The organism is Dialister invisus DSM 15470 (genome assembly GCF_000160055.1).
In the GTDB taxonomy this organism is placed as follows: Bacteria; Bacillota; Negativicutes; order Veillonellales; family Dialisteraceae; genus Dialister; species Dialister invisus.
In genome coordinates, this window is the sequence record NZ_GG698602.1 from 1,729,965 (window position 1) to 1,744,013 (window position 14,049).

Here is a 14,049-nt window from a genome sequence, read left to right on the forward strand (position 1 = left end):
AAAACATTATATATCCGGACAGATTTCTTTTATAAAACGCATAAATTCCTGTGTCAGGATATCTGTAAATAAATGTGTTGTTTCGATCAGTGTTTGCTGCTGCTTTGTTGACAACTGGGAAAATGCTTTCTTTTCTGCCTCATCCATGGGGTCAATGATAGAGGCGGCAAATTGTCTACCTTTTTCTGTCAGCATGATCAGTTTTTTTCGTCTGTCTTTCGGATGGACTGTGCTTTTAATATATCCTTTCTTCGAAAAATTTTTAATTACTGCGTTGACCACCTGTTTGGTGGAATATGTATGGCGTATAATTGTTTGCTGGGAAATACCTTTCGGATGACGGTAAATCCATAGGAGGATTAACAGTGATTTTCCCTGAAGACCCCGCTTCCGGGCATAATCTTCATAAAGAGAAAATTGATGGTCCCGTAAACGGGCATACATACGGTGGTTTTCTATTGTTAAAGTAGAATAATCGGTTTGGATCATTATTGTGTACCTGAAAGCAAAACAAGATAATATAGTAAAAATATTTTACTATAAGTATAAGGATCATGAAAATATCCGTCAAGGCATATCTAATCTTCTTGACGAATGCGACAGGGGAGATAAGCTGTTTTCAATGAACGGCAGAGAGAAGGATGCATCGATTTGCTGCTGGTATTTTCTTTTCAAATTGCAGCAGGCAAATAAAAAAGCACAGTCTTTATAAAATCAGGACTGCTGCTTTTTTCAATAATAAGAAAGTATAAAAAATTTTGTTCTTTTAGTAGTTAATTCCCTTCCAGCCGGGTGACACCGAGCGGCGGGGACTGGAGGAAGACGACGTCTTTGTTTCTCTCCTCCAGCCAGCCGGCCTGCCATGCATTCGGGAGGAGGTAGACGGGACGTTCTCTTCTGTCATAAACGACCATGGCGTTGTCGAGACCGATGAGTTCTTCCGGCGGGACATCGCCCTCCGTCCAGCGGGCGCAGGTGTAACTGATCGGTTCCACATTTACCGTGACATTGTATTCCTTTTCCAGACGGTACTTCATGACTTCAAATTGCAGCTGGCCGACAGCGCCGATAATGAAGGATTCCATGATGTAAGGCTGCTTGTAAATCTGGATGGCGCCTTCCTGGGCAAGCTGGCTGACACCGTTGAGGAACTGTTTCCGCTTCATGCTGCTTTCCGGAGAAAGACGGGCAAACAGTTCCGGCGGGAATACGGGGAAGTCGATAAAGGTGACAGGGGATTTTTTTTCACATACCGTATCGCCCACGCCGAGTTCTCCCGTATCGAAGATTCCGATGATATCTCCGGGATAGGCTTTTTCTACAGTCTGCCGCTCTGTGGCGAGAAATTGCTGCGGCTGAGAAAGTCGGAGCATTTTGCCGCTCTGCCGATGGAGTACGGAAGCGCCCTTTTCAAAAATACCGGAACAGATACGCAGGAAAGCAATACGGTCATGGTGTTTGGGATCCATGTTTGCCTGGATTTTGAAAACGAAAGCGGAGAAAGCAGGATCTTCCGGCGCAATGTGTCCTTCCAGCGTTTCTCTTTCTTCCGGCGGCGGAGCAAGTTCCAGATATTTTTCAAGAAAAGTCTGTACGCCGAAGTTTGTCATGGCGGAACCGAAAAAGAGAGGGGTCAGTTCGCCTTTGGATACTTTGTCTTTATCAAAAGGGTCGCCTGCTTCTTCCAGAAGCTCCAGGTCATCTTTGAGGGAACTGAGAACCTCTTCGGAGAGATGGGAAACGATTTCAGGATCGTCTATCCTGCCTGAAATAACTTCCAGCTTTTTTACGCCGTGGGCGTTGTCTTTGACGAAAAGATGGCACAGTTTCTTTTCACGATCGTAGATACCTGTGTAGTCGCCATTAACGCCGATAGGCCAGTTCATAGGGCATGAACGGATACCGAGGACATCTTCAATATCCGCCATCAGGTCGAAAGGATTTTTGCCGAAATGGTCGATTTTATTGACAAAGGTAAAAATGGGAATACCCCGGTCGGAACAAACCTTGAAAAGTTTTTTCGTTTGGGCTTCCACGCCTTTCGCCACGTCGATGACCATGACGGCGCTGTCCACCGCCATGAGCGTACGGTAAGTATCTTCCGAAAAGTCTGCATGCCCCGGGGTATCGAGAATGTTGATGCGGCAGCCGTTGTAATCGAATTGGAGAACGGAGCTGGTGACGGAAATGCCGCGCTGTTTTTCTATTTCCATCCAGTCGGATACGGCATAGCGGGATGTTTTCCTTGCTTTGACGGAACCTGCCAGGTGGATCGCGCCGCCGTAGAGCAGGAGCTTTTCCGTGAGTGTCGTTTTGCCGGCGTCAGGATGGGAGATGATGGCGAAGGTACGCCGTCTTTTTATTTCTTCTGAATCAGTCATTTTGCACCTCAACTAACAATACTCGTTTATTATACAGGAAATCGGAGGATAAGGTAAATGTTTTCCTGAACATGGGCAGGATACATTTTGCGGAGTCTCCTTAGACCGTATTTATGGCCGCATCGGATCTTTTATGGCAAAATCGCGCATGAGGGAAATCATGGATTCGTTTGTGAAAAGGAGCGTGAGTTCTTCAGGCGAGGTGATTCTGTCATTTTTTGTTTTCAGATATGTTTCAAAACGGTTTTGCACTTTACGAATGCGGCCGGAAACTTCCGGCATGATGATTTTCTTCCCCGTAATCTGCTCCATGAGGACGCGGATCAGGACGGGGCGGAAAAAATATTCCATGAAACATGTCTCAATCCAGTAAGAATGTTTTGTTTTTGCAAAACGCGCTGTTTTTGCCATGAACCGCAGGTAAAGATCGAGTCCGTCATCCATGCCGCTCCAGAAATCGCTGAATGCCGTGTCGTAGCCGCCGTCTTCCTGCTTTTCAATAAATGCAAAGGCATCGGCTTCAATGATTCTGATTTTCTCTTTATTTGGAAATTGAGGCAGTATGTTTCTTTTAAAAAGGGAAATGACATCGCGGTTCATTTCCACGACGGTTACTGATTCCACTTCTTCTTTTTCTGATGCCATGAAGGCGTAGTATCCGAGCCCCAGGCCGTAGGTGATTACTTTTCCTTTTGCTGCTTCAATGTCTTTTTCCATAGAACGGATTTCACTGGGGACGACGCTCATCCACACGCGGTTGTTTTCCAGGATGACGGGGAAGGTCATCCGTTCTTTGAAGAACCCCGCTTCCCCGTAGAGGAAAGGGTTTTCTTTTTTGTAACGGTGGAAGGTCTGGAAAAATTCATAAGGAAGATAATCTGCTGTGGTAAGAGCGATGCAGTTTTCCTTGTCGGAAGAAATATGGATTCGTTCGTAGTACGGATTCTTTTTCACCGTACTTCTGTCTTGGCAGGTGAGCTGCCCCATGGCCGTCTCCATCATCAAATCGTATAAACGGCTGGGATCTTTTGCTTCGGTGAGATCTGAGTAAGGGAGGAGGGCCTCTTTGTTTTCATAGAGCGAGGTAACTGCTTCTTCCACGACATCGCCGAAGGCAAGGTCCGTGACACGTGCCATAAAGGTGTCGCGCGGAGATGTTTCCGGGGACATGAGCCAGTCTTCATCCACATTCTGCAGGTACAGGCGGTCTTTTATTTCCGAAAGGATGATGTCGTTTACGGTTTCTGCCAGAAGAAATTTGTGCCACAGTACAGCGGCCGCATTTTTTATAGTTTCGTTCTTGAGTATGTCCATCATATGCTCCTCTTTGTATTCTTTGCCTATTATACAGAGATTTCTGCTTTCCTTCCATGCACAGTTTTTCATGAGGATTTTCTTTGGAAAATATTCTAAAAATATATGTAAAATGCTATAATATCTGCAAAGTCTGTGAAATTCAGCAAAGGGGTGAAGGCATGGCTCGCATAAAAGGCGCCAAACGATGGAATGAAATATCATCTTCTCAGTGGCTGTCGCTTTTTGCCGACCCTGCAGTTATGTCGGATCTGATGATGATTATTATTTCTTCTCTGTACCATGCGCCTGATTACACAGACAACGCGAAGCATATCGCCGATACTCTTTCTATGGAATACCGCGCGTTGAATGCGGCTGTCGGGTGGGCAGGAAATAAAATCCGTGACCGTTACGAAAGCGGGGCTTTTTTTGAAGAACCGGCGCGGACGGCAGAAAAAAAGAAAGTGCCGCCTGCCGTGGAAGCGGAAAAGGAATTTACCCTTACCGCGGAGGAGGCGGTGTGGGGGAAAGCTCTGTCGGAAATGGCGCCGTGGCAGTATATTTTTGACGGGGGAGAAGATGAGTATGGCGCGTATCTTTGGATACTGAAACCGGAGATGGCTGCAGCTTTCCGCGAATTGGAAGAAGCGGAAGTGTCAGCGGAAAATTCTGTCCGTGAAGCCCTGGCATCGGATATTTCTTCTTTCGGTACGGAAGGGAATCTTTTCTCTTCCACCGCTGATGAAACAGTAGAGAAGATACGGAAGGTTCTTGAGGAAAGAAGCCGTTTTTTCCGCAAATCACTTTCCGAAAAAGCGGAATGCTGTGTCTGCGGGATTCACCGCCTGTCTCTTTTGAAAGCGGTGCCTTACGGAGAAGGCGGTATGAAACATAAAGGACTGGTTCTTTGTCCGATTCATGCGGCGCTTTTTGCCGCACATCTTATTTCTTTCAGCGACCGGGGAAAAGTGCTTGTGTCTCCATCGGTGACGGAAGAAGAAAAAGAACAATTTGGTCTTACGAAGGGAATGGACGCGCGGTATACTTTCAGCAGAAGGCGTATGGCGGTCCATCGCAGAATTTTTAATCAGAAGGGACGGAAAGAAAAATGATCTTATCCGGTAAAGAAATCGCCCGCCACATAGGTGAGGAAATCATGATTACGCCTTTTAATCCGAAGCGGCTGAATCCGAACAGCTACAACCTGACACTGGCTGATGAACTCATGGTGTACGACAATTATGAATTGGACATGAAAAAGAAAAATACAGGACATCTTTTAAAGATCCCGCAGGAGGGCTATGTGCTGGAGCCAAATAAGCTTTACCTGGGCCGTACCCATGAATATACGAAAACCACCTGTTTTGTTCCGATGCTGGAAGGCCGTTCTTCAGTGGGGCGTCTTGGGCTCTTTATTCACGTTACTGCAGGATTTGGGGATGTCGGATTTTCAGGCTACTGGACACTGGAAATGTTCTGTGTCCAGCCGATCCGTATTTACTCGGGTGTAGAAATCTGCCAGATTTATTTCCATACGGTGTTGGGAGAGGCGGAGAAATATATAAGCGGCAAGTACCAGAATAATCAGGGGATCCAGCCGAGTTTACTTTACAAGGATTTTGAAAAGTAGTATACTATTATTAACTTTACAGCACTTCGAGCGAAGACGCTTGCAGCAGACGTTTGGGTTTCCATGCGCTCAGCTGCTTTTTTTATTCCGGAGAGATAAAGAATAGTTTAGCAAGTCCCGGCGGAATAAAATGGCTACAGATAACGTACACGAAGCTGCCGTATCAAAGAGGAATTTTCCAAGGAGGTCTAAGGCTATGAAAAAAGTAATGAAGAAAATGCTTATCGCAGGAATGGCCTGTGTATGCGGTGCGGCGCTGCTGGCAGGATGCGGCGGTGACAGCGGTTCCAAAAGCGGCGGAGAAAAGCAGTTCCTGAATATCGCGACCGGCGGTACCGCAGGGACGTACTATCCGCTTGGCGGCGCTCTTGCTGAATTACTGAATAACAATATCAAGGGCATGAACGCTTCCGCCCAGTCCACCGGAGCGTCTGTGGCAAATGTAAATATGCTCAAAGATGGTTCTGTCGATCTGGCTTTCATTCAGAATGACATTGCTTACTACGCGGTCAACGGTTCTGAAATGTTCAAGGATAATAAAGTGGCCGGCCTCCGGGGTCTTGCGGCGCTTTATCCGGAAACGATCCAGTTCGTGACCACGGCTGATAAAGGGATCAAATCCATTGCGGATCTGAAAGGCAAGAAAGTTGCCGTTGGTGCGGCAGGCTCCGGTGCGGAAGCAAATGCCCGCCAGATTTTAGCCGCTTACGGTATTACTTATGATGATATTGATGAACGTTTCCTGTCCTTCGGCGAAGCGGCCGATGCGCTTAAAGACGGCAACGTAGATGCAGGCGTCGTTGTAGCGGGGTTCCCGACTGCCGCCATTCAGGATCTGGCGGCCAATAAATCTGCGGCTATTATCAATATCGACAGCGATAAAGCAGATGAACTGATGAAGAAATATCCCTACTATACGAAGGTAAGCATTCCGAAAGGCACTTATCCCGGGCAGGAAGAAGATATTCATTCTGTTGCCGTTAAATGTGTTGTCGTTACTACCGACAAGATGGATGACAAACTGGGCGGTGAAGTAGTCAAGGCGATTTATGAACATCTGGACCGCATGAAAGCCGCTCATGCCGTGGGCAAGTATATTACAAAAGATACCGCCCTTGACGGTATGTCCATTCCCATGAATGCGGGCGCCGAACAGTATCTGAAAGCCAAGTAGGGAAATGGCTGAAAGTTCCATAAGACATGGAAAAGAGTGGATGGCGCCGGGGCAGGAAACCGTTGTCATTCACTCCTTGTGTCTGCAGGAAAGATCATTTTATTATCATAAAGGAAAGGAGCGGCTTTTGCCGCATTGCCATGATCAGGAAAAACAAGGGCGGCCGGCTTGAAAACGTTATCGCCTCTGTGGGGATCGTCATTACTGTCTGTATTGCCGTCTTTGGCTACTATATCAGAACGCCGTACCTTTACGGACAGACTTCCGACGGATTTCTTATTCGACAGGAAGTGGAAGCGGGGACGCCGGTGACTTTGGCGTACCGCCATTCCGTACAGAAAACGATGATTTACGAATATCTTGCAGTGAATGAAACGGAAGACGGTCTTATTTTGAAATCGACAAAGTACCAATCCATGGGGGTGGGACTGCCTTTTTCGAAAGAAGACGGTGAATTCCGGCAGGAAGGGGAATGGTTCATCATGGATAAAATGAACCGCCGCTGTCCGGAATTGTCCATCCGGAACGGCGTGACCAATGATGAACACATTATCGTGGGTGATAAAGACTATGCGCTGGCGGAACTCATGCCTCTTGAAAAAGAACTTCATCTCTATGTGGCGCCGTTATGGAAGGCTTACTGGATGAAAAAAGAAATAAGGAGTTGATTATATTGGCCGATTTGGAGAAAAAGGAAAATCCTGCTGTGGAAAAAGGTATGGATGACCATCTGCAGAAGAAACTGAAAGAACTGGATAAAGAATCAAATACGATGGAATACAGCGGCACGTGGGCGAAAGTGATCGCTGTCATCTGTATCTGTTTTTCTCTTTTCCAGATTTATACCGGTTTCTTCGGCGCACTGGACGCTATGATCCAGCGGTGTATCCATCTGTCTTTCGGTATTTCTCTGGTATATCTCTTATGCCCCACTAAACGGGAGTGGATTCGCGGCGGAAGTGTGCATCCTGTCGATTTGGCACTTGCTATCATCGCGGCGATTCCACCGATTTATATTTTGGTGAATTACCAGCAGCTTATTTTGCGGGCAGGAACAGTGACACCTGTGGATACGTTCATGGGAGTGCTGGGGATGCTTATGGTTATCGAGGCGGCGCGCCGTATTGTAGGCCTGCCGATTGTTATTGTAGTACTCTGTTTCCTGGCTTACGGTTTCTTCGGCCGTTATATGCCCGGACCTCTGGCACACCGCGGGCTTACCGTGAACCAGATGGTCGGGCACCTCTTCTATACTACGGAAGGTGTTTTCGGTATTCCTATGGGCGTATCGTCCACCTTTATTTTCCTTTTTATCCTTTTTGGGGCGTATCTTGAAAAAACAGGTCTCGGAAAATTCTTTATTGATATCGCCAATGCCATTGCAGGCTGGGCATCGGGCGGTCCTGCCAAAGTGGCGGTTATTTCTTCTGCCCTGCAGGGGACGATTTCCGGCTCATCCGTAGCAAACGTTGTCGGATCCGGTTCTTTTACCATCCCTATGATGAAGAAATTGGGATATCATAAAAACTTTGCGGGAGCAGTAGAAGCGGCAGCCTCTACCGGCGGACAGCTCATGCCTCCGGTCATGGGCGCGGCGGCGTTTCTCATGGCGGAATTTGTCGGCATTCCTTACATGGAAGTCGTGAAAGCGGCTATCGTGCCTGCGGTACTTTACTTTCTCGGCGTATTTTTGGGCGTTCATTTTGAAGCGAAGAAAAATAAGCTGAAAGGGACACCGAGAAATGAACTTCCGCCATGGGTTAAGATCATGAAAGAAGAGGGGCATCTGGCAATTCCGCTGATTGCGATTATCGGGCTGCTTGCTTCCGGGTACACCCCGATGAAGGCGGCACTGGCAGGGATCATTATTTCCATTGCCACCGCCATGCTCCGCGCGAATACACGGATGGATTTCAATGATATTATTGACGGTCTGGTTAAAGGCGCCCGCGGCGCTTTGGGGGTGCTCATCGCCTGTGCGTCCGCCGGTATGATCATCGGTATCGTGACGAAAACGGGAGTGGGGCTGAAGCTGGCGTCTGCTCTTGTCGATGTGGCGGCAGGAAACTTTATGCTTCTTCTGTTCTGCACTATGATTACATCCCTCATTCTCGGCATGGGCGTGCCTACGACGGCAAACTATGTCATTACATCCACTATTGCGGCACCGGCCCTTATCCAGCTTGGCGTGCCGATTTTGGCGGCGCATATGTTCGTTTTCTATTTCGGCATCATTGCCGATATTACTCCGCCTGTGGCGCTGGCGGCTTATGCAGGAAGCGCTATTTCCGGCGGTGATCCGCTGAAGACAGGGGTAAACGCTTCGAAGCTGGGCATTGCGGCTTTCATTATTCCTTACGTCTTCGTTTTGTCACCGCAGATTTTAGGGATTGAGGCTTCCGCCGGCAGCATTATTTTGACCACCTGTACGGCACTTATCGGTATGGCGGGAGTTTCGGCGGCGATGATCGGATACCTTGCGGCAAAGACGAATATGTTTGAGAGGCTCCTGCTCCTTGCCGGCGGCCTTATGCTCATTGATCCCCGTCTCATGACAGATGCGGCAGGCATCGGCATTCTTGCCTTTGTCCTCTTTATGCAGTTTCTGAGAAGAAAGAAAGCGGATGGATAATTTCCTACGGTTCAATCACTCCACGCAAAAACCCGCAGTATGTATTGCGGGTTTTTGTGTACCTTATTTAAGAGGAAGAGATTCTTCTCCCATAAGAATCCTTTCCATATCCTCATCTGCCGACTCCGCCCACGGCAGCCGAAGCTTCGGCTGAATTCCCTCAAGAAGGTGGGGAAAGAGCGAATTGTCTTCCTTGATTTTTTCAGGAACGAAAACGGAAAGGCGGTCAGGCAGGATTTCCAGATCAATAGGGAAGGACGGCCCCTTTTCACCGTCTACATTTGTTATGAGTTCTTCTTCATTGCTGATGGAAATATGGGCTTTTTTTACACCGACCACAGTCAATATTTCCGGCCCCAGCTGGAGGCCTGTGAGAAGTTTCGGAGCTTCACGGATGGTGCGGAGCCATTGGAAATTATGGAAAAGAGCCAGTTTGATGACGCCTTTGTTCCTTTCTTCCGGCGGGACGAGATTGCGGAAGCTGCCTGCCGAATCGGTGAGCATGGCTGCCACCAAAGGGGAGGAAATATGGATATCCGTCCCGTTTTCTTCCCGGATGTGGAAATGGTAAGAATGCTGTTTGGGAAGAGCCTGAAACCCTTTCATAAAGTACGCAAGAGAGCCAAAAAGCGTTTTTTCCTTAATTGTCACTTCGCTGACCGCTTCCGGAATAAGTCCTGCGGCAACGATATTGATGAAGTAGCGGTCATTGATTTTCCCTACATCGATAGTGGTGCGTTTTGCCTGCTCCAGCATCCGTATAGCGCCCTGGGGTGAACGGGGGATATGAAGCGCCCGTGCCAGATCATTCACCGTTCCGAAAGGAATAAAACCGAAGCATGAATCGCTGCGGACAGGAACCATGCCGTTAATGACTTCATTAATCGTACCGTCGCCGCCCATGCAGATGATGTCTTTATTCTTTTCCGCGGCGCGGCGGGCGAAATCTTTCGCATCTCCCGCTTTTTGTGTCAGCTTGATGGAAACATCGTCATACCGTTTGGAAAGAACAGAAGATAAAAGCGGAATGTACTTCGGCGCCCGTTCCCGTCCCGAGGTGGGATTTACAATGACCAGACAGCGTTTTACGTTTTCCAAAACCAGGTCCTCCTCCTGCAATTTTATTTCTTTACTATTATAGCAGATATAGCAGAAATGTATTTATGGAAAGAGGTGTAAAGGGGTCTTCTTAAAGAAATATTTTCTAAGAGTGGTCACAAATGTTTGATTATTCCAGAGATCCGTGCTGAGATAAATGCATAGGGTTCTTGAGGTATGTTGTAAGTTGTAGTATAATATAACCTGCAATTTGTGTACGGTAAATAAAAGGACGGACCCTTTTACCGGTATAAGGAGGAATATTTTTTATGAACGTAAAAGCAGAAGCACTGGATCAGCACAAGGTACAGCTTACCATTGATGTACCGGCTGAAGTTGTGGTCAAGGGGTTTAAGCAGGCAGTAGCCCGTATCGCCAACCAGGTGAAGATTCCCGGGTTCCGTAAAGGCAAGGCGCCCCGCCGCATTATCGAGATGCATTTCGGCAAAGAAGCTGTTGCCGGAGAAGCGCAGGATATTGTTATCAACCAGGCTTTGAATGACGCGATTATGCAGGAAAAGCTCATTGCTGTCACCACTCCCGAAGTAAAACAGGAACGTTTTTCTGAAACGGAAGGTGCTGCGTTCACCGCTACTTTTGTTAAACAGCCGAAAGTAAAGCTTGGCGAATATAAAGGACTTTCCGCCAAACATGTGAAACCGGAGATTTCCGATGACCAGGTTATGGCACAGATCCGGCAGGCTGCAGAGCAGAATGCGAGAATGGAAAAGGCGGAAGAAGGTACTGTCCTTAAAAAAGGCGACATCGCCGTTATCGATTTCAAAGGTACCGTTGACGGGAAAGCTTTTGAAGGCGGTGAAGGGAAAACTTATCCGCTGGAAATCGGCTCAAAGAGCTTTATCCCGGGGTTTGAAGACCAGCTTGAAGGCCACAAGGCGGGCGATGACGTAACAGTTTCCGTATCTTTCCCGAAAGACTATTTTGTGGATACTCTTGCCGGCAAAGAGGCGGAATTTGCTGTACATATCAATGATGTGAAGCATAAAGTAATTCCCGTTATTGATGATGCTTTTGCCAAATCCGTAAGCCGTCATGAAACACTGGATGAACTGAAGGAAAGCCTGAAACAGCAGATGCAGCTTCGGGCATTCCAGCAGGCGGAAGAAGCTTACCACCAGTCCCTGATTAATCAGGCGGTGGCAAATTCCAAAGTGGATATTCCGCAGGAAATGGTCGATCAGCGCATTGATGAAATCGAACAGGAAGTTAAACTGAATATGGAAGCCCAGGGCATGGACTTTGATAAGTATCTTTCCAACATGGGCAAGTCGGAGGAAGAATTCCGTCAGAGCTACAATAAGACTGCTGAGCAGCAGGTACGCGAAGGCTTGGTGCTTGCGGAAATCGCTAATGTTGAAAAACTGGAAGCGACCAATCAGGATCTGAATATGGAAGTTTACAGCATGGCGCGCCAGTTTAATGCGGAACCGAAAGATGTCATCAAAATCATCAGAGATGAAAACCGCGCGGGGATGCTTTACAATTCCGTACTCCGCAAGAAAGCGGCTGCTTTCATTTACGGCGCGGCGGTAAAGGAAGAAAGTAAAAAAGAAGAAACAGCCAAGAAGACAGAAGCTCCGGCAAAAGAAAAGAAAGAATCTCCGCTGGCTGCAAAGACAGTCAAAGAACTGAAAGCTTACGCTGAAGAAAAGGGTATTGCCCTTGACTCCCGCGCAAAGAAAGCGGACATCATCGCTACGATCGAAGCGGCTGAAAGAAAGTAATCCGTTCAACTTCATACAATGAATTTTATTTCATAACCTAAAGAGGCGCAGGCATGTTCCGCGTCTCTTTGTTGATGTATGAAAAAGAAATATAGAATTTTATCGTTATAAATTGTAAGATTGTGGTACAATTAGAAAGTACAAATAGTATTTATGAGAAAGGATGTTTATCTATGCCTTATGTGCCGATTGTTGTGGAACAGACCTCTCATGGGGAACGTTCCTATGATATTTATTCCCGTCTTTTAAAAGACCGTATCGTATTTCTTGACGGCCCCATTGATGATCATACCGCCAACGTGATTATTGCCCAATTTCTCTTTCTGGAAGCGGAAGACCCCGACAAAGATATCCATTTTTACATCAACAGCCCCGGCGGCGTTGTGACGGCAGGCATGGCGATTTATGATACGATGCAGTATATCCGCCCTGATGTGTCTACCATCTGTATTGGTTCCTGCGCCTCCATGGCGGCCGTACTTCTGACAGCCGGCGAAAAAGGGAAACGCTACGCCCTGCCTCATGCCAGCGTTATGATCCATCAGCCCCTCGGCGGTGCGCAGGGACAGGCGACAGATATTGCAATCCATGCCAAAGAAATTATCCGTCTCCGCAGCGAGCTCAATGGAATCATCGCGGCCCACAGCGGACAGACGCTGAAAACTGTCATGAAAGACACCGAAAGGGATAATTTTATGACTGCTGACGCCGCTTTGAAATATGGGCTCATTGATAAGATCCTTACCAGAAATGAACTGGCCGAGTTAAATGGGAAATCTGAATTAAGCAAGAAATAAGGAGGCTCTGTGGCTAATAAAAATGAACAACCGCCGGTATGCAATTTCTGCGGACGGTCGGGAGACGAAGTCGAAAGACTGATTGCGGGACCGGGCGTCTTTATCTGCAATGAATGCATTGAAGTCTGCCGGAACATATTGGAAGAAGAAATGAAAACTTCGAAGAAGAAGAAGGGGCTTCCCGATTTTGAACTTCCGACACCTGAAAAAATCAAAGAATACATGGATCAGTACGTTATCGAGCAGGATGATGCAAAAGTTGCCCTTGCCGTAGCCGTGTACAACCATTATAAACGTATCCGCTATGAAAAAGACGATGACGGTGTGGAACTGCAAAAGTCAAATATCATCATGCTGGGACCCACAGGGAGCGGAAAAACTCTTCTTGCCCAGACGTTGGCGAGGTTTTTGAATGTTCCTTTTGCTATTTCCGATGCGACTACCTTAACAGAAGCGGGCTATGTGGGGGAAGACGTGGAAAATATCCTGCTCCGTCTTATCCAGGCAGCGGATTACGACCTTGAAAGAGCGCAGCGGGGCATTGTCTACATTGATGAAATTGATAAAATCGCAAAAAAATCGGAGAATCCGTCTATTACAAGGGATGTTTCAGGGGAAGGCGTACAGCAGGCCCTGCTGAAAATCCTTGAAGGGACCGTAGCCAGTGTTCCGCCGCAGGGCGGACGCAAGCATCCTAACCAGGAGATGATCCAGCTGGATACGTCAAATATCCTCTTCATCTGCGGCGGAGCTTTTGCCGGCATAGATAAAGTCATCGCCCGCAGAACGACCAGGAGCACGATGGGATTTGGCGCGGATATCAAGAAAGCCGATGAGAAAGACATTGCGGAAGTTCTTCAAAACGTAGAACCTGAAGACCTCCTGAAATTCGGACTTATTCCGGAATTTATCGGCAGACTTCCTGTCATCGTAGCTCTCCACCCGCTGAAAGAAGAAGCGCTTATCAGAATCCTGTCGGAACCGAAAAACGCTCTTATCCGACAGTATCAGAAACTTCTCGGCATGGACAATGTGGAGCTTGTTTTTGAGGGGAAAGCGGTTCGTGCCATTGCGAAGAAAGCCATTGAAAGGAATACGGGTGCCCGCGGACTCCGTGCGATTATTGAAAAGATCATGACAAAAGTGATGTATGAGATTCCCGGAATGAAAGATGTGGTGCGCTGTACCGTTACGGAAGATACTGTTCTCAAAGGCGAACCGCCCCTGCTGGAAAGAAAAAAGAAATGAAATTATAATAAATTATAATAATATAAATGCGTTTTGCCGTAAGACAGG

At 47.4% G+C, this 14,049-nt stretch carries 12 protein-coding genes; 8 read left to right on the top strand and 4 right to left on the bottom strand.

The genetic code is table 11. The features are described 5' to 3' along the window. Positions 1-6: 6 nt before the first annotated feature. The 3 genes from GCWU000321_RS08325 to GCWU000321_RS09270 all read right to left on the bottom strand — a co-directional run bounded on the left by GCWU000321_RS08325 (position 7) and on the right by GCWU000321_RS09270 (position 3,698). Positions 7-489 (bottom strand): MarR family winged helix-turn-helix transcriptional regulator, encoded by a 483-nt coding sequence (locus tag GCWU000321_RS08325; RefSeq protein WP_007070786.1) that lies wholly within the window; start codon positions 487-489, stop codon positions 7-9. 284 nt (positions 490-773) lie between these two features. Continuing rightward, positions 774-2,381, bottom strand: a complete 1,608-nt coding sequence (locus tag GCWU000321_RS08335; protein ID WP_007070788.1) for a peptide chain release factor 3 — start codon at positions 2,379-2,381, stop codon at positions 774-776. Between the two features lie 111 nt (positions 2,382-2,492). Next, positions 2,493-3,698: a hypothetical protein gene (locus tag GCWU000321_RS09270; protein WP_156777763.1), complete on the bottom strand. Its 1,206-nt coding sequence runs from the start codon at positions 3,696-3,698 to the stop codon at positions 2,493-2,495. 158 nt (positions 3,699-3,856) lie between these two features. On the opposite strand from GCWU000321_RS09270, the gene GCWU000321_RS08345 reads away from it, so the two are divergent. The 5 genes from GCWU000321_RS08345 (at position 3,857) to GCWU000321_RS08365 (ending at position 9,113) form a co-directional block, all read left to right on the top strand. Then, a complete protein-coding gene (locus GCWU000321_RS08345) occupies positions 3,857-4,789 on the top strand; it encodes a hypothetical protein (RefSeq protein WP_071585499.1) in 933 nt (310 codons plus the stop codon). Further along, the gene (dcd, locus tag GCWU000321_RS08350; protein WP_007070791.1) at positions 4,786-5,307 is read left to right on the top strand and encodes a dCTP deaminase; all 522 of its coding nucleotides are present in this window, start codon (positions 4,786-4,788) and stop codon (positions 5,305-5,307) included. The genes GCWU000321_RS08345 and dcd overlap by 4 nt, the downstream gene beginning before the upstream one ends. A gap of 196 nt (positions 5,308-5,503) precedes the next feature. After that, on the top strand, positions 5,504-6,481 hold the full coding sequence (locus GCWU000321_RS08355; RefSeq protein ID WP_040381583.1) for a TAXI family TRAP transporter solute-binding subunit: 978 nt from the start codon (positions 5,504-5,506) through the stop codon (positions 6,479-6,481). A gap of 26 nt (positions 6,482-6,507) precedes the next feature. Next, positions 6,508-7,149: a DUF1850 domain-containing protein gene (locus GCWU000321_RS08360; protein ID WP_007070793.1), complete on the top strand. Its 642-nt coding sequence runs from the start codon at positions 6,508-6,510 to the stop codon at positions 7,147-7,149. After that, positions 7,110-9,113, top strand: a complete 2,004-nt coding sequence (locus GCWU000321_RS08365) for a TRAP transporter permease (protein WP_211204391.1) — start codon at positions 7,110-7,112, stop codon at positions 9,111-9,113. Before GCWU000321_RS08360 ends, GCWU000321_RS08365 begins: the two co-directional genes overlap by 40 nt. 63 nt (positions 9,114-9,176) lie before the next feature. Here the strand turns inward: GCWU000321_RS08365 and GCWU000321_RS08370 are convergent, their stop codons facing one another. Next, a complete protein-coding gene (locus GCWU000321_RS08370) occupies positions 9,177-10,211 on the bottom strand; it encodes a diacylglycerol/lipid kinase family protein (RefSeq protein ID WP_022026711.1) in 1,035 nt (344 codons plus the stop codon). Positions 10,212-10,480: 269 nt separating this feature from the next. Between GCWU000321_RS08370 and tig the strand changes: the two genes are divergently transcribed. From tig to clpX, 3 genes are all read left to right on the top strand, one after another. Beyond that, positions 10,481-11,956, top strand: coding sequence for a trigger factor (gene tig / locus GCWU000321_RS08375; protein ID WP_007070796.1), 1,476 nt, complete (start codon positions 10,481-10,483; stop codon positions 11,954-11,956). 173 nt (positions 11,957-12,129) lie between these two features. After that, a complete protein-coding gene (gene clpP / locus GCWU000321_RS08380) occupies positions 12,130-12,753 on the top strand; it encodes an ATP-dependent Clp endopeptidase proteolytic subunit ClpP (RefSeq protein ID WP_007070797.1) in 624 nt (207 codons plus the stop codon). Between the two features lie 9 nt (positions 12,754-12,762). Then, positions 12,763-14,001: an ATP-dependent Clp protease ATP-binding subunit ClpX gene (gene clpX, locus GCWU000321_RS08385; protein WP_007070798.1), complete on the top strand. Its 1,239-nt coding sequence runs from the start codon at positions 12,763-12,765 to the stop codon at positions 13,999-14,001. Positions 14,002-14,049 lie beyond the last annotated feature (48 nt).

What these genes read in the sequence shown, in the direction of transcription:
- GCWU000321_RS08325 (WP_007070786.1), bottom strand. Translation starts at nt 489, where the DNA reads ATGATCCAAACCGATTATTCTACTTTAACAATAGAAAACCACCGTATG.
- GCWU000321_RS08335 (WP_007070788.1), bottom strand. Translation starts at nt 2,381, where the DNA reads ATGACTGATTCAGAAGAAATAAAAAGACGGCGTACCTTCGCCATCATC.
- GCWU000321_RS09270 (WP_156777763.1), bottom strand. Translation starts at nt 3,698, where the DNA reads ATGATGGACATACTCAAGAACGAAACTATAAAAAATGCGGCCGCTGTA.
- GCWU000321_RS08345 (WP_071585499.1), top strand. Translation starts at nt 3,857, where the DNA reads ATGGCTCGCATAAAAGGCGCCAAACGATGGAATGAAATATCATCTTCT.
- dcd (WP_007070791.1), top strand. Translation starts at nt 4,786, where the DNA reads ATGATCTTATCCGGTAAAGAAATCGCCCGCCACATAGGTGAGGAAATC.
- GCWU000321_RS08355 (WP_040381583.1), top strand. Translation starts at nt 5,504, where the DNA reads ATGAAAAAAGTAATGAAGAAAATGCTTATCGCAGGAATGGCCTGTGTA.
- GCWU000321_RS08360 (WP_007070793.1), top strand. Translation starts at nt 6,508, where the DNA reads ATGGAAAAGAGTGGATGGCGCCGGGGCAGGAAACCGTTGTCATTCACT.
- GCWU000321_RS08365 (WP_211204391.1), top strand. Translation starts at nt 7,110, where the DNA reads ATGGAAGGCTTACTGGATGAAAAAAGAAATAAGGAGTTGATTATATTG.
- tig (WP_007070796.1), top strand. Translation starts at nt 10,481, where the DNA reads ATGAACGTAAAAGCAGAAGCACTGGATCAGCACAAGGTACAGCTTACC.
- clpP (WP_007070797.1), top strand. Translation starts at nt 12,130, where the DNA reads ATGCCTTATGTGCCGATTGTTGTGGAACAGACCTCTCATGGGGAACGT.